This window comes from Xanthomonas bonasiae (assembly GCF_017163705.1).
GTDB lineage: Bacteria > Pseudomonadota > Gammaproteobacteria > Xanthomonadales > Xanthomonadaceae > Xanthomonas_A > Xanthomonas_A bonasiae.
Genome location: NZ_JAFIWB010000011.1, coordinates 1 through 15,532 on the forward strand (window position 1 = coordinate 1; position 15,532 = coordinate 15,532).

Below are 15,532 nucleotides of genomic sequence, written 5' to 3' on the forward strand. Positions count from 1 at the left end.
CCCCGCCCATTCGAAGCCCACCTCATCATGTCCAAGCACCTGCTCATCGTCGAATCGCCCGCCAAGGCCAAGACGATCAACAAATACCTCGGCAAGGACTTCCACGTCCTGGCCTCGTATGGGCACGTGCGCGACCTGATCCCGAAAGAGGGCGCGGTGGATCCGGACGACGGCTTCGCGATGCGCTACGCGCTGATCGAGAAGAACGAGAAGCACGTCGAAGCCATCGCCAAGGCCGCCAAGGTCGCCGACGACATCTATCTGGCGACCGACCCGGATCGCGAGGGCGAGGCGATCAGCTGGCACATCGCGGAGATCCTGAAGGAGCGCGGGCTGCTGAAGGACAAGCCGCTGCACCGGGTGGTGTTCACCGAAATCACCCCGCGCGCGATCAAGGAGGCGATGGCCAACCCGCGGCAGATCGCCGTGGACCTGGTCGATGCGCAGCAGGCGCGGCGCGCGCTGGACTACCTGGTCGGCTTCAACCTGTCGCCGGTGCTGTGGCGCAAGGTGCAGCGCGGCCTGTCCGCCGGCCGCGTGCAGTCGCCGGCGCTGCGCATGATCGTCGAGCGCGAGGAAGAGATCGAAGCCTTCGTCGCCCGCGAATACTGGAGCATCGGCGCCGACTGCCTGCACCCCTCGCAGCCGTTCGCGGCCAAGCTGGTCAAGCTCGACGGGCAGAAGTTCGAGCAGTTCACCATCACCGACGGCGACACCGCCGAAGACGCGCGGATGCGCCTGCAGAAGGCCGCGCAGGGCGCGCTGCACGTCACCGACGTGGCCAGCAAGGAGCGCAAGCGCCGCCCGGCGCCGCCGTTCACCACGTCCACGCTGCAGCAGGAAGCCTCGCGCAAGCTCGGCTTCACCACCAGCCGCACCATGCGCGTGGCGCAGAAGCTGTACGAAGGCGTGACCCTGGGCGACGAAGGCACGGTCGGCCTGATCAGCTACATGCGTACCGACTCGGTGAACCTGTCGCAGGACGCGCTGGCCGAGATCCGCGACGTGATCGCGCGCGACTTCGGCACCGGCGCGCTGCCGGACAAGCCGAACATGTACCAGACCAAGTCCAAGAACGCGCAGGAAGCGCATGAGGCGATCCGCCCGACCAGCGCGCTGCGCACCCCGGCGCAGATGGCCAAGTACCTGGACGACGATGGCCGCCGCCTGTACGAGCTGATCTGGAAGCGCGCGGTGGCTTGCCAGATGGTGCCGGCGACGATGAACACCGTCACCGTGGAACTGGCTGCGGGCAACGAGCACAGCTTCCGCGCCAGCGGCACCACGGTGATCGACCCGGGCTTCCTGGCCGTGTACGAGGAAGGCAAGGACCAGAAGGCCGCCGAGGACGAGGACGAAGGCCGCAAGCTGCCGCCGATGAAGCCCGGCGACCGCATCCCGCTCGACCGCATCCATGCCGACCAGCATTTCACCGAGCCGCCGCCGCGCTACTCGGAAGCCTCGCTGGTCAAGACGCTCGAGGAATACGGCATCGGCCGCCCGTCGACCTATGCCTCGATCATCCAGACCCTGCTGTTCCGCAAGTACGTGGAGCTGGACGCGCGCCGTTTCCGCCCGTCGGACGTGGGCCGCGCGGTCAGCAAGTTCCTGTCCGGCCACTTCACCCGCTATGTCGACTACGACTTCACCGCCAAGCTCGAGGACGAGCTGGACGCGGTGTCGCGCGGCGAAGAGGAATGGCGGCCGCTGATGGAGAAGTTCTGGGGCCCGTTCAAGGAACTGGTCGAGGAAAAAAAGGAATCGGTGGACCGCTCCGAGGCCACCGGCGCGCGCGAACTCGGCACCGACCCCAAGACCGGCAAGCCGGTCAGCGTGCGCCTGGGCCGGTTCGGGCCGTATGCGGCGATCGGCAGCACCGCCGAGGACGCCGAGGACAAGCCCAAGTTCGCCTCGCTGCGGCCGGGCCAGAGCATGCACACCATCACCCTGGAAGACGCGCTGGAGCTGTTCCTGATGCCGCGCGCGCTGGGCGAGGACAAGGGCGAGGACGTCAGCGTCGGCATCGGCCGCTTCGGGCCGTTCGCCAAGCGCGGCAGCGTCTATGCCTCGCTGAAGAAGGAAGACGACCCGTACACCATCGACCTGGCGCGCGCGGTGTTCCTGATCGAGGAGAAGGAAGAGATCGCGCGCAACCGCATCATCAAGGAATACGACGGCAGCGACATCCAGGTGCTGAACGGCCGCTTCGGCCCGTACATCAGCGACGGCAAGCTCAACGGCAAGATCCCCAAGGATCGCGAGCCTGCAACGCTGACCCTGGAAGAAGTGCAGAAGCTGCTGGAAGAGACCGGCAAGCCGGCGCGGCGCGGCTTCGGCGCGAAGAAGGCCGCGGCGAAGAAGGAAGCGGCGCCGAAGAAGAGCGCAGCCAAGAAGGCCGCGGCCGACGCCCCGGCCAAGCCCGCGGCGAAGAAGGCGGTCAAGAAGGCGGCAAAGAAGACCGCGAAGAAAGCCGCAAAGAAAGTGGTCAAGAAGGCCGCGGCCAAGCCCGCCTGATCCACCACCCCGCTCCTGCGGATGCCACATCCGCAGGAGCGGCGCCGGATGGCCGCAATCGCCATCCATCGCGCCAAGCGATCCGTTAGCACTTGCCGCAATCGAGCTCCACCGGTGCATTCGGAAGCGGCGCCGCGCAGACCGGAACAACCGCAGCCGCCACAGCCTGCGCATCAGCCCCACCGCCTGCGCACCGCCCACGCCGCCCGACAGCAATCGAACCCGGAACCGGCAGCAAAGCGCGCTTCGCTCTTGCCAATCCCCAATCCCAAATCCCAAATCCCGGCCCTCCGGCATTGCCCCACAAAACAGCCTGCCGCATCATGCGCGCATGACCGATCTGTCGCTCAGCCAAGCCGTCGCCGCCCTGCGCCAGGGCGGTGTCATCGCCTACCCGACCGAGGCGGTCTGGGGCCTGGGTTGCGATCCGTACGACCAGGCGGCGGTGACGCGCCTGCTGCAGATCAAGCAGCGCCCGGTGGAGAAAGGCCTGATCGTGATCGCCGCCGAACTGGAGCCGCTGCGCCCGCTGCTGGACCTGCCGGCGCTGCCGTCGGAGCGCCTGGCCGCGGTCCTGGCCAGCTGGCCCGGGGCGCATACCTGGGTGCTGCCGGCCGCGACGCAGGCGCCGCCCTGGATCACCGGCGCGCACCGCAGCATCGCAGTGCGGATCAGCGCGCACCCGCAGGTGGCCGCGCTGTGCCGCGCCTGGGGCGGCGCCCTGGTCTCGACCAGCGCCAACCGCGGCGGCGAGCCGCCGGCGCGGCAGCGCGCCGAACTGGATCCGCACCTGCTGGCCGCGCTCGACGGCGTGGTCGGGGGCGAAACCGGCGGCCTGGCCCAGCCCACTCCGATCCGCGACGCGGTCAGCGGCGAGATCCTGCGCGCCTGAGCGCAGGGCGACTCCCCGCCCGCCTTCACTTTCCCTGGCCGGCGAAGGCGCGCAAGATGCGCGCATGCCCAGCCTCGCCCGCCCTGCCCTGCTCCTGACCGCGCTGTTGCCGTTGGCCGGCGCCGCCTGGGCGCAAAGCACGCGGACCACCAGCAGCGATGGCGCGCAAGGGTCGGTGCGCATCTACCGCTGCATCGGCAGTTCCGGCGCGGTCAGCCTGCAGAACGCGCCCTGCGAGAACGCGCGCCAGCAGCAGGTGCTGGACATGCAGCGCCCGCGCGATCCGCCGCCGCGCCCGACCACCACGCTCAGTACCGACCCGGCGCGCGACGCCGCAGCGCCGGCGCCGCTGCCGCAGCGCGAGATCCGCATCGTCACCGTGCAACCGCCGCAGCCGATGTACGAATGCGTCACCAGCGAGGGCCAGCGCTACACCAGCGACGACAACGAAGGCAATCCGCGCTGGGTGCCGCTGTGGACCGTCGGCTATGCCGGCAGCTATGGCTACGGCCATCGTCGTGGCGGTGGCAGTGGCAGTGGCAGTGGCAGTGGCAGTGGCAGTGGCAGTGGCAGTGGCGGCAATGGTGGCGGCGAAGGCGGCCACCCGCGCCCGCCGCGGCCGGTGTATCCCGGCGTCGGCGTGGTGGTCCCGGCCGGCAGCACCCTGATCCGCGACACCTGCAACGTGCTGCCGCCGCAGGAAGTGTGCGCACGCCTGACCGACCGCCGCTGGGAACTGATCCGCCGCTACAACAGCGCGCTGCAGAGCGAGCGCCGCGCGCTGGAAACCGAACAGCGCGGCATCGACGCGCGGCTCGACCGCGACTGCGGCAGCGGCTGAGATGCGGGGCGGCGCCTGCCTCGCCGCGCTCCTGGCCTGCGCCGGCGCCGCGCAGGCCGAGCAAGTGGTGTTCTATCGCTGCACCGATGCGCACGACAACCTGACCGTGCAGAACCAGCCGTGCCCCAAGGGCATGCGCCAGGAAAAGAAACTCATGCAGGGCGTCGGCCGCGCCCCCACACTGGCGCCGGCTGCCGCGCCAGCGGCACCAGCCGCGCCGACGCCGCCGGCCCCCGCACCGGCCGCTGTCGCCGCCACGCCCGATCCACCGCCGCCAGCGCCGGCAGAGACCGCGCCGCGCCTGCCGCCGCCCACGCTGTATGCCTGTACCACCTACGAGCAGCAACGCTACATCGGCGAAACCGCCGAGCCGACGCCGCGCTGCGTGCCGTTGCGCACCATGGGCCTGGACGGCAGCCCCGACAGGACCGGCGGCAGCGCCTGCGAAGTGCTGCGCGACCGCTGCGAGGCGCTGCCGGAGGCCGGCGCCTGCGAAGCCTGGGCAACCTACGTGGCCGAAGCCGAGACGCACTGGCGTTTCGCCACATCCGAGCACGCCGAGCAGCTGCGGCAGGAATTCCTGCGTCGCCAGCACCTGCTGCAGGCGAGCAGCTGCGGCGCGCCGGATTAGGGTGCCCCCGCGGATGTTCGATCCGACACTGCCCCTGCACCCGACACTGCCCCTGTAGGAGCGGCTTCAGCCGCGACAGGCATTGTCAGCAAAGCGTCGCGGCTGAAGCCGCTCCTACAGGGCTTGGCCAGCACTCGCGGTCTACCGGCGCCCTAGAACCCATAGCGCAGAAACCCGCCGTCCACCGCGATGCATTCGCCGGTGATGTAGCTGGCCGCCGGCAGGCACAGGAAGCCGACCGCGGCCGCCACTTCCTCCGGCTCGCCGATCCGGCGCATCGGCGTGCGCTCGATCACCTGCTCGTAGTAGTCCGGATCCGACAACGGCCCGGAGGTGCGGCGGGTGCGGATGTACCACGGCGCCACCGCATTGACCCGGATCCCGTCCTCGGCCCATTCGGCGGCCAGGTTGCGGGTCAGCTGGTGCAGCGCGGCCTTGGTCATGCCGTAGGGCGCGCCGCTGCGCACGTGGGTCAGCCCGGACACGCTGCCGACGTTGACGATCGCCGCAGACGCGTGCTGCGCCAGCAGCGGATGCGCATAGCGCGACAGCTCGAACGCCGAAAACAGGTTGGTCTCGAAGATGCCGCGCCACTCGTCTTCGGTGTAGTCCACCGCCGCCTTGCTCAGGTTGCCGCCGGCGTTGTTGATCAGCAGGTGCAGGCCGTCGGCATGGTCCTCGACCCAGTCCAGGATCTCGCGCCGGTCCTCGTCGTCGGCCACGTCCGCGGCCAGCGCCAGGATGCGCCGCTCCGGAAAGGCATCGGCCAGTTCGTCGCGCGCCGCTTCCAGCGCATCGATGTCGCGCGCCACCAGCATCAGCTCGGCGCCGAAGCCGAGCAACTCGCGCGCGATCGCCAGGCCGATGCCCGCGCTGGCGCCGGTGATCAATGCGGTCTGTCCGTCCAGCCGCCAACGTTGCTGCATCGCCTTGCCTGTCTGCACCGGGGTGGGCGTAGGATAACGCCCACGCTCAACGAGGTCGCTGCCATGACCGGTTCACTGCGCTTGATGACGTTGGCACTGTCGCTGCTGGCCGCGCTGGCCGCCTGCAAGCCGGCGCCGCCGAAACCGCCGGACAAGCCGCCCGAACCGCAGGCCGGCGCGCTGCGCGCGGCGATCGCGCAGCCGCTGGACCGCGCCAAGCAGGCGGCCGCCGGCACCGAGCAGTCCGCCGCCGCGCAGAACGCGGCGATCGACGCCGCCACCGGGAAATGAAAAACGCCGGCATCGGCCGGCGTTCGTCGTTGCTTGCAGCGCGCCCGCCAGTGGCGGACGCGCATGCATCAGGCCTGCATCAGAAACCGCAGAAGCAGTAGGCCAGCGCCTTGACCGGCGTCCCGTCGCGCTTGTCGGTCGCGTCCTGCACGAAGCGCAGCTGGGTATCCAGCTCCGGCATGCTGCGCGCCAGCACGGCGTGGGCCAGGGCCGAGTCGCCCAGCATCCACGCGCCCATGCGGCTGCCGGCGAAACCGCTGACGAACTGCGCGAACGGCGTGGCCGGCTTCTCGATGTAGCGCACGCGATACTTGTCGCGATCGCCCAGCTTGGCCCGCGCGGCGGCATCGGCCACCGCGTCCTTGAAGCCGCCGAACGCGTCCACCAGGCCGCGTTCCTTGGCCTGCGCACCGCTCCACACGCGGCCGCGCGCGACCTGGTCGATGGCCTCGACCGGCTTGTTGCGCGCCTGTGCGACCTTGCCGGTGAAGTCGGCATAGCCCTTGTTGATCACCGACTGGATCACCTGCCCGACCACCGGATCCATCGGCCGGGTGACGTCGAACGCACCGGCGAACCGGGTGGTGCCGACGCCGTCGGTATGCACGCCGATCTTGTCCAGGCTGCGGGTCAGGTTGGGGATCATGCCGAAGATGCCGATCGAGCCGGTGATCGTCGACGGGTCGGCGTAGATGCGATCGGCGTTCATGCTGATCCAGTAGCCGCCGGACGCGGCCAGGTCGCCCATCGACACCACCACCGGCTTGCCGGCCGCCTTCAGCGCCACCACCTCGCGGCGGATCTGCTCGGAGGCGAACACTTCGCCGCCGGGCGAATCCACGCGCAGCACCACCGCCTTGACCGCCTCGTCGTCGCGCGCGTCGCGCAGCAGCGCCGCGGTCGACTCGCCGCCGATGCGCCCGGCCGGCTGCTCGCCGCCGCTGATCTCGCCAGCGGCGACCACCACCGCCACCTGCGGCCGCGAATCCACCGGCGAACGGCGCAGGTCCAGCTGCTGCAGGTAGGCATCCAGATTGACGTTGCGGAAGCCGGTATCGGCATCGTCGTCGGCGACGCCGCGCTTGGTCAGCAGTTCCTCGACCTCCTCGCGGGTCTTCAGGCCGTCGACCAGCTTCTGCTGCAGCGCGAACTTGGCCATGTCGCCGCCAGCCGCGGCGATGCCTTCGGGCATCGTGTCGATGCCGGCGGAGATCTGCTCGGGCGCCAGCTTGCGCGCCTTGGCGATGTCGGCCACGTAGCGCTGCCACACGTCGTTCATCCAGAACAGGTCGGCTTCCTTGGACGCCGGCGAGGCCGCGTCGAGCACGTACGGCTCGGCCGCGGACTTGAACTCGCCGACCTTGAACAGGTGCACGTCCACGCCGAGCTTGTCCTGCAGGCCTTCGCGGAAGTATTGGCGGTAGCGGCCCAGGCCTTCCAGCACCACCGAGCCCATCGGGTCCAGGTAGACCTCGTTGGCCTGCGCGGCCAGCAGGTACTGCGCCTGGCTCAGGCTGTCGCTGTAGGCCACGACCTGCTTGCCGGAAGCGCGCAGGTCCTGCAGCGCCGCGGACACTTCGCGCATCGAGGCGAACCCGCTCGGCTGCAGCTTGTCCAGGCGCAGCGCCACGCGCTCGATCTTCGGATCGGTCTTGGCCGCTTCCAGCGCGCGGATCAGATCGCGCAGTTGGATCTCCTCGGCGCCCTTGTCGCCCATCGCCTTGGTCAGCGCGCGGCTGACCGGATCGGCGCTGAACTGCTCGACCAGGGTGCCTTCCGGCGCGATCAACAGCGTGGTGCGGTCGCGCAGCGTCTTGGCGCCATCGCCACGCGCCATCGCGAACACGATCGCCAGCAGGAGCAGCAGCAGGAAGCCGAAGAACACCAGGTTCAGGATCAGCCGGCGGGTAAAGTTCATCACATCCCACAGGCCAACGAAGAAGCTGGCGATGGGGCTGCGACGCACGGGTTGGTTCATGGAAAACTCCGGAAGGAAGGCGTCTTGCGCGCGTGCAGCATACCGGCTGTGCCGGCGCCGCACATGCGCCTGAAGTCAGGGGTCAGGCAGCCGCGGCGGCGAGCAGGCGCCCGCTGCTGAGCCGGAAGCGCGCAGCCATCATCACCGCCGCGGCGGTCAGGCCCAGGATCAGCCCGATCCACATGCCTTGCGGTCCCCAGCCGAGCCACAGGCCGAGCCCGGCGCCCAGCGGCATGCCCAGGCCCCAGTAGGAACACAGCGCGAGCAGCATCGGCACGCGGGTGTCCTTGAGCCCGCGCAGCGCGCCGGCCGACAGCACCTGCACTCCGTCGGGGAACTGGAACGCGGCCGCGTACAGCAGCAGCGTGGACGCCAGCCCGGCCACCGCGATGTCGCGGGTGTAGACGCCGACGATGGCGTCGTGGCCGAACAGCAGCACCAGCGCCGACAGCGCCTGGGTGCCGAGCACGATCGTATAGCCGGCCCAGGCCGCGCCGCGCACGCCCACCGCGTCGCCGCCGCCGGCGGCGCGCCCGACCCGCACCGTGGTCGCCTCGGCCACGCCCATCGGCACCATGAAGCACAGCTGCGCCACGTTGATCGCGATCTGGTGCGCGGCCGCCGGCACTTCGCCCAGCCGCGCGATCAGCAGCGCGGTGACGATGAACAGCCCGCCTTCCATCAGGATGGTGATGCCGATCGGCAGCCCGGTCTTCAGCAGCCCGCCGATCGCGCGCAGGTCCGGCGCCTCGAAGGCCGCGAACAGGCGCAGCGGCGCGAAGCGCCTGGAGCGCGCCAGGTAGATGGCGAAACACAGCGCCTGCAGCCACATCATGATCGCCGAGGCCATGCCCAACCCGCCGGCGCCGCGTTCGCGCAGCCCGAACAGGCCGAAGGTCAGCACGTAGCCCAGCGGCGCCAGCACCAGCAGCCCGCCGAAGCCGAGCAGCATCGTCGGCAGCGTCCAGTGCATGCCCTCGCTGAGATAGCGCATGCAGAAGTACAGCACCATCGCCGGCACGCCCCAGCGGATCGCATGCAGGAAATCGCGCGCGCCGGGCACGATCTCCGGAGCGATGCCCAGCTGCGGCAGCGCCATCGGCATCACGCTCAGGAACGCGAACATCAGCACGCCCAGGCCCAGCGACAGCCACAGCGCCTGGCGGAACATCGGCCCGATCTGCGCATGGCGCTTGCCGCCGTCGAGTTGCGACACCGACGCGGTCAACGCGATCAGGGTGCCGATCGGAATCATCATCGGCAGCCACAGCAACGCGGTGCCGACCGTGACCGAGGCCAGCGTGCGGGTGCCGTGGTGGCCGGCGATCACGTTATCGACGAAGCTGATCAGGCCGGCGGAGATGTGCCCCAGGACCAGCGGCAGGGCGAGCTGCGCGGTGGTGCGCAGTTCGCGGCCCCGGACCGACGCCGGGGTGGAGGACGAAGACATTGCAAGACTCTGGCGATCCCGCCGACTGCGGCCGCGCAGGAAAGCGCCGGCGCCGGGTGGCGGAGGGGCGGCAGTTTAACCTGCGCGGCTGGTTGGCGCAGGCTTCGGGACTCGGGACTCGGGACTCGGGACTCGGAGAGCGGAGAGCGGAGAGCGGCGGATGCTGCGCTCAGCGCGCGGCGCGTTGGCGCAGCCAGGCCGCGCGCGTGTCCGCGCCCTGCGCCAGCAACTCGCGGCGCAGCGCCGCGCGCTCTTGCGGCGGGGTGCGCTGCGACAACAGCGCCAGGTGCTCGCGCTGCTCGGCCGGCAACGTGCGCAGCAGGCCCAGCAGCGCCGCACGCTGCGCGTCGGGCACATAGCCGAACAGCGGCTGCAACGCCCAGTACTCGCCGCCCAGTTCCGGGCCCAGCAACCAGCCGTGGCGTTCCAGCGCATCCAGTGCGGCGAATTGCGCGCGCAGCGTGTGCTGCTGCTCCACCGGCAAGCCGGCGAAGGCGCTGGCCACCTGGCGCAGGCGCGCCTGCACCGTGGCGTCCAGCGCCTCCCAGGCGGCCTCGCGCTCGCGCAACTGTGCCGGGGTCAGCGCCGGCGGCGGGTCGGCGGCCGCGGCTGGCACCGCCGCGGCGCTGCCGGTGGCGGCCTGGGCGGCGGCGGCTTCGGCGAGGTCCTCCGCGCTCGGCGCGCTGCGCTCGATCCGTGCCGGCGGCGCGCCCGCCGCGTACCAGGCGAAGAAGTCCAGGTCGTACACCGCCGGTTCCGGCAGCGGCGCCGGCGCGGCGGCCGGCAACGGCGGCGCGGTGGGCGCATCCGACTCGGCCGGCAGTTCCTCCACCTGCACCGGCCCGGTATCGCCCAGCGCCAGGCTCGAGCCGGCGTCCGTCGCCGCAGGCCGCGACGGCGCCCGCCCCCACCACAGCGTCCCCAGCAGCGCCAGGGCCACCAGCACGACGACCGCGGCCGCCAGCCGTGGCCGGGTCAGCCCGCGCCCGCCGCCGCGACGGCGCGGACGGACCGCAGCAGGCGCCGCCGGCGCCGCCGCGGGCGCGGGCGCGGGCGCCGCGCCGGCGATGGCCGCATCGCGCAGGTGCGCCAGCGCCTGCAGCCGCTGCGGCGGCAGTTCGCGCAGGTGCTGCTGGGCGGCGTCGGCCAGCGCGCGCCAGCCGGCGGCGTCCGGACGCCCGCCGGCATCGCGCGGACAGGCCCGCGCCAGCGCCTGCTGGTAGTCCTGGGTGGATTGGTTCAGGACCTGCGCCGCGGTCGGCTCGTCCAGCCCGGCCACGATCCGCAGCAGCAGCGCCAGGCGATCGGCGGCGCCCAACGCGCCCAGGTGCGCCAGCGGCGCGGGCCAGCCGCTGCCGGCGGCGGTCGCGACCTGGCGCAGCGACGGCACGGCGGCGAGCAGCTTCCAGAAGCGCAGCGGCCAGTCGGCCATCGGCAGGGTCGCGGCATGGCTGCGGAACGCGCGCATCGCCGCCGCCAACGCCGGCGCGCCGCGCTCGACGCTGCCGCTCTGCAACTCGGCCAGCACCGCGGCGCGGCGTTCGATGCCGCGCAGGAAGGCGGCAAGGGCGGGCGGTGCGACCGCGCCGTCGGAGGGGGGCGCGGCGGTCATCGGAACTCCATCATCGGCGCGATGATAGCGAGGCCGCCGCCGCGCCGCGCGCTTGACAACGGTGCGCCGATCGGCTGCTTCAGGCGCCAGCCGGGCGGATCGCGGCGACGGGTTGTGCACAGCGCCTCGGAGGCGCGGGCGGCGCCTCCTGTCAAGCCCCCGCGAAATCATGTTGCAGCCATGTTTCACGGCCAAGTTGTTGTTATTTATTGGATTTATCCGATTGGCGCTTTTTTGTCCAACTTGTGGCAGAGGCTTGTGAATCCGTCTTCACGGCGTGGAGCATCCCTTTCATGCACAGCTTTATCCACAGCGGGTGTGGATAAAATCGATTCTCCAAGCGGGGCAGCTATTTACGACTTGTTTATCACTTTGCGAGCAGCTATCGCGTGCAACTGGCGCTCCCTGCCGACCACCGCCGAGGGGACATTGGCCCCCGTCCCCGACCGCTAAACTAGCGCCGATGCCGTCCCCTGCCGCCACCCTCCGCGTCGCCCTGCCGCTGCCGCTGCCGCAGCTGTTCGACTACCTGCCGCCGCCTGGCGAGCCCGCCGGCGCTGGCGACATCGGGCGCCGGCTGCGGGTGCCGTTCGGCAATCGCGAACTGAGCGGGGTGGTCGCCGCGCTCGGCCAGGTCGAGGACAGCGAGGGCCTGCGCGCGGCGCTGGCCTGGCTGGACCCGGTGCCGCTGCTGCATGGCGAGCTGGCCGACTCGCTGCACTGGCTGGCCCGCTACAGCCATGCGCCGTTGGGCGAGGTGCTGGCGACCGCGCTGCCGGTGACCCTGCGCCGCGGCGAGGCGCTGCCCGACACCCACGCCAGGGCCTGGCGCCTGACCGAGGCCGGCGCCAGCCACCGCGCCCGCCCCGGCACCCGCCCGCACCGCTTCGCCGAATTGCTGCGGGCCGCGCCGCTGGACGAGGACCGCCTGGACCAGGCCATGGACGACTGGCGCAGCGCCGCGCGCAGCCTGGCCAAGCGCGACTTCGCCGAACGCATCGCGGTGCCGGCCAGCACCGCGGCGCCGCAGCCGCAGCCCGGCCCCACCCCGAACGACGAACAGCAGGCCGCGATCGACGCCGTCGTCGCCGCCCCGGGCTTCGCCCCGTTCCTGCTCGACGGGGTCACCGGCAGCGGCAAGACCGAGGTCTACCTGCAGGCCATCGCCGCCTGCCTGGCGCGCGGCCGCCAGGCGCTGGTGCTGGTACCGGAGATCGGCCTGACCCCGCAGACCCTGGCGCGGTTCCGCGCGCGCCTGGGCGTGCCGGTGCACGCGCTGCATTCCGGACTCACCGACAACGAGCGCGCGCGGGTCTGGGCCGCGGCCTGGCGCGGCGAGGCGCGGGTGGTGGTCGGCACCCGTTCGGCGGTGTTCGTGCCGCTGCCGCAGGCCGGCCTGATCGTGATCGACGAGGAACACGACGGCAGCTACAAGCAGCAGGACGGCATCCGTTACCACGCCCGCGATTTCGCCCTGGTGCGCGGCAAGGCGCTGGACGTGCCGGTGCTGCTCGGCAGCGCCACGCCGTCGCTGGAAAGCCTGCACAACGCCGCCAGCGGCCGCTACGCGCACCTGCGCCTGACCCGCCGCGCCGGCGATGCGCGGCCGCCGACCGTACGCGTGCTCGACGTGCGCAAGCGGCCGCTGCAGGACGGCCTGTCGCCGGAGGTCTTGGCCGGCATCGGCAGCGCGCTGGCCGACGGCGGCCAGGTGCTGGTATTCAAGAACCGCCGCGGCTACGCGCCGGTGCTGCTGTGCCACGACTGCGGCTGGACCGCGCCGTGCCAGCGCTGCAGTACCCCGCTGCACGCCACGCCGATGACCGTGCATGCCGGCGGCCGCCGCCTGCAATGCCACCACTGCGGCGCGCGGCAGCCGGCGCCGCTGGCCTGCCCGGATTGCGGCAGCCTGGCGCTGCAGCCGCAGGGCATCGGCACCGAGCGCCTGGAAGAACGCCTGCTGCAGGCCTTCCCCGACGTGCCGGTGCTGCGCATCGACCGCGGCACCACCCAGCGCCGCGATGCGCTGGAGACGCAACTGGCCACGCTCGGCACGCAGCCCGGCATCCTGGTCGGCACGCAGATCCTGGCCAAGGGCCACGACCTGCCGCAGCTGACCCGGGTGGTGGTGGTCGGCATCGACGAAGGCCTGTTCTCGGCCGACTTCCGCGCCAGCGAGAAACTGGCGCAGCAGCTGATCCAGGTCGCCGGCCGCGCCGGCCGCGCCGCGCGCCCGGGCGAGGTGTGGCTGCAGACCCACCATCCCGGCCATGCGCTGCTGGAGACCCTGGTGCACGGCGGCTACCACGCCTTCGCCGAGGCCGAACTGGCGCAGCGCGAGGCGGCCGGCTTCCCGCCGTTCGCGTATCTGGCGTTGCTGCGCGCCGAAGCCAAGCAGGTCGAACACGCCAACGCCTTCCTCGGCGCGGTGCGCGCACTGCTGCCGGAGCAGGCCGAGGTGCAGCGTTTCGGGCCGATGCCGGCGCCGATGCCGCGCCGCGCCGGTTTCCAGCGCACCCAGTTGCTGTTGTCGGCGCCGACGCGGCGCGCCCTGCATGCGGTGCTGGACGCGGCGGTGCCGGCGATCCATGCGCTGCCGCAGGCGCGGCGGGTGCGCTGGTCGCTGGATGTGGATCCGCAGGATCTGTACTGAGCCGAGCGCGTCGTTCGCGTCCCGCTGTCTCAGCCCGGCAAACCCAGCACGGCGACCAGCTGCGCGCGCAGCGCGGCGCTGTCGCCGGCTTCCACGCAGCGCCACGCGCCGTCGTCCGCGCCCAGACCGCAGGCGGCGGTGGCGATCACCGGCTTGCCCAGCGCCAAGGCCAACAGCACGCCACGCGGCTGTTGCTCGATCCAGGCCGGCAGCACCACCACCGCGGCCGCCTGCACGCCCGCGGCCATCGACGCGACCCGGCGCACATCGAAACCGCTCCAGAACTGCGGCGTCTCCTGCGCGCCTGGCGGCAACAGCAACTGCACCGGCAAACCGCGCAACGCCTCGCGCAGTTCAAATGCACCCTTGCGCGCCAGCGCCGACGCCGCCAGCAGCACCTGCGCGGCAGCGGCATCGCCGCTGGGCGATGGCGCTGCGGGCGGCAACGGCTGCCGCCATTGCAAGGCGATGCCGCGGCTGCCGGCCAACGCCAATAGCTCGCGATGCGGAGTGATCCAGTGCCGCGCCTGCGCCAGCGCCGCACGCTCGGCCTCGACCAGCCGCGGATCGGCGCGGAAATCGCGCAGCGTGGCGCTGTCGGGATGGCGCCGCGCCGCCACGTCCAGGCGCGCCTGCAGCAGGTGCATCGGCAGCGCGGTCATGCACACGTCCCAGCGCCGGCCCTGCAGTTCGCCGGCCAGCCACAGGCCCGGCAACAGGCTCTGCGGCACCACCAGTTCGACATCCTGCGCGCCGAGCAGGCGCTGCAGCGCGCGCAGGCGGATGCGCTGCGCGCGCTGCCGCACCTGCGGCAACGGCAGCCCGCGGCGCAGCCACCAGCGTTGCAGCAACGCCGCCTGCACCGCGGCGACGCTGCTCCGGCGCAGCGCCAGCACCCGATCGCCCGGCTGCATGCGGCGCCGGCGGTCGTCGGCGAATTCCGGCCAGTCCTCGTCCACCAGCCAGGTGCGGCGGAGGCCCTGCGCGCTCGCCGGCACATGCCGGTGGCATGCCTCGCGGCCGCAACGCGTGCAGTCGTTCGCCGCCGTCGCTGCCGGCGCGCGCCGCAGCGGCAGCAACGGCAACGCGGCGACGGCCGGCGCGCCGCCGAGGATGCGCACGTGCAGGTCATCGCCATCCAGCCACACTTCCAGGCGCCATGCCGACTCCGCGCGCAGGCGCAGATCCACGTAGTTCCAGAACACCACCGCGTCGCGGTCGCGCTCGGCCAGCGAGCCGGCGATCACCTGCGTATGCCGATGCCGCTCGACGATCTCCAGGCCCTGGCGCAACGCCGCGTCGTAGATCGCATTGGACAACTGGCACAGGCCGCCGCCGATCGACGGCACCAGGCAGCCTTCGCGCAGTTCGCGCCCGGCGGCGAAGCCGCGCCGGCGCGTGGCCCGGCCCAACTGCCGCCAGAAACTGAAGGTGGCGCCGGCCGGCACTTCGATCCCGTGCAGCGCACGCGCGGCCACGCGCAGGTTGTGGATCTTGCCGGCGACCAGCAGCGGCGAGGTCTCCTCCGACTCCGGCCATAGCGCGGTGACCGACTCGGACACCGCCGCGGCGGCGATCGGCAGTCCCGCATCGCGGCGATGCCGGCGCGGCCCGCCGCGCAGATCGCGCAGCGCGCGGCGCAGTTGCAGCACGCGGGTCTTCAGCGCGAACAGCAGGCCGCCCACCCGCGACGGCGTTGCCGCGGGCGAAACCAGAGGCCGATCCGTTGCTGTCGCTCGCATCT

General features: G+C 71.9%; 11 protein-coding genes. 6 read left to right on the forward strand and 5 right to left on the reverse strand.

Features of this window, described 5'->3' with window-relative positions:
- The first annotated feature begins 27 nt into the window (after positions 1-27).
- The 4 genes from JR064_RS11415 (at position 28) to JR064_RS11430 (ending at position 4,878) form a co-directional block, all read left to right on the forward strand.
- A complete protein-coding gene (locus JR064_RS11415; RefSeq protein WP_206229805.1) occupies positions 28-2,514 on the forward strand; it encodes a DNA topoisomerase I in 2,487 nt (828 codons plus the stop codon).
- Positions 2,515-2,845: 331 nt separating this feature from the next.
- Positions 2,846-3,406, forward strand: a complete 561-nt coding sequence (gene tsaC / locus JR064_RS11420) for an L-threonylcarbamoyladenylate synthase type 1 TsaC (protein WP_206229806.1) — start codon at positions 2,846-2,848, stop codon at positions 3,404-3,406.
- A gap of 64 nt (positions 3,407-3,470) precedes the next feature.
- The gene (locus JR064_RS11425; protein ID WP_206229807.1) at positions 3,471-4,247 is read left to right on the forward strand and encodes a DUF4124 domain-containing protein; all 777 of its coding nucleotides are present in this window, start codon (positions 3,471-3,473) and stop codon (positions 4,245-4,247) included.
- A gap of 1 nt (position 4,248) precedes the next feature.
- Positions 4,249-4,878: a DUF4124 domain-containing protein gene (locus JR064_RS11430; RefSeq protein ID WP_206229808.1), complete on the forward strand. Its 630-nt coding sequence runs from the start codon at positions 4,249-4,251 to the stop codon at positions 4,876-4,878.
- A 152-nt stretch (positions 4,879-5,030) separates the two neighbouring features.
- Here JR064_RS11430 and JR064_RS11435 read toward each other — a convergent pair whose 3' ends face one another.
- On the reverse strand, positions 5,031-5,804 hold the full coding sequence (locus JR064_RS11435) for an SDR family oxidoreductase (protein ID WP_179567739.1): 774 nt from the start codon (positions 5,802-5,804) through the stop codon (positions 5,031-5,033).
- A gap of 63 nt (positions 5,805-5,867) precedes the next feature.
- On the opposite strand from JR064_RS11435, the gene JR064_RS11440 reads away from it, so the two are divergent.
- A complete protein-coding gene (locus tag JR064_RS11440; RefSeq protein ID WP_206229809.1) occupies positions 5,868-6,095 on the forward strand; it encodes a hypothetical protein in 228 nt (75 codons plus the stop codon).
- 79 nt (positions 6,096-6,174) lie between these two features.
- On the opposite strand, the gene sppA is transcribed toward JR064_RS11440, so the two are convergent.
- The 3 genes from sppA to JR064_RS23085 all read right to left on the reverse strand — a co-directional run bounded on the left by sppA (position 6,175) and on the right by JR064_RS23085 (position 11,135).
- Entirely contained in the window at positions 6,175-8,073 is a 1,899-nt protein-coding gene (gene sppA / locus JR064_RS11445; protein ID WP_179567743.1) for a signal peptide peptidase SppA, read from the reverse strand.
- Between the two features lie 82 nt (positions 8,074-8,155).
- A complete protein-coding gene (locus tag JR064_RS11450) occupies positions 8,156-9,523 on the reverse strand; it encodes an MATE family efflux transporter (RefSeq protein ID WP_206229810.1) in 1,368 nt (455 codons plus the stop codon).
- 169 nt (positions 9,524-9,692) lie between these two features.
- Complete coding sequence (locus tag JR064_RS23085; protein ID WP_241093010.1) at positions 9,693-11,135, reverse strand: hypothetical protein; 1,443 nt, start codon at positions 11,133-11,135, stop codon at positions 9,693-9,695.
- A 463-nt stretch (positions 11,136-11,598) separates the two neighbouring features.
- Between JR064_RS23085 and JR064_RS11460 the strand changes: the two genes are divergently transcribed.
- Positions 11,599-13,788 (forward strand): primosomal protein N', encoded by a 2,190-nt coding sequence (locus tag JR064_RS11460; protein WP_206229811.1) that lies wholly within the window; start codon positions 11,599-11,601, stop codon positions 13,786-13,788.
- A 29-nt stretch (positions 13,789-13,817) separates the two neighbouring features.
- Here JR064_RS11460 and JR064_RS11465 read toward each other — a convergent pair whose 3' ends face one another.
- Positions 13,818-15,473 carry a VanW family protein gene (locus tag JR064_RS11465; protein ID WP_338123886.1) on the reverse strand — a complete coding sequence of 552 codons (1,656 nt, stop codon included), beginning with the start codon at positions 15,471-15,473 and terminating at the stop codon, positions 13,818-13,820.
- Between the last annotated feature and the right edge of the window lie 59 nt (positions 15,474-15,532).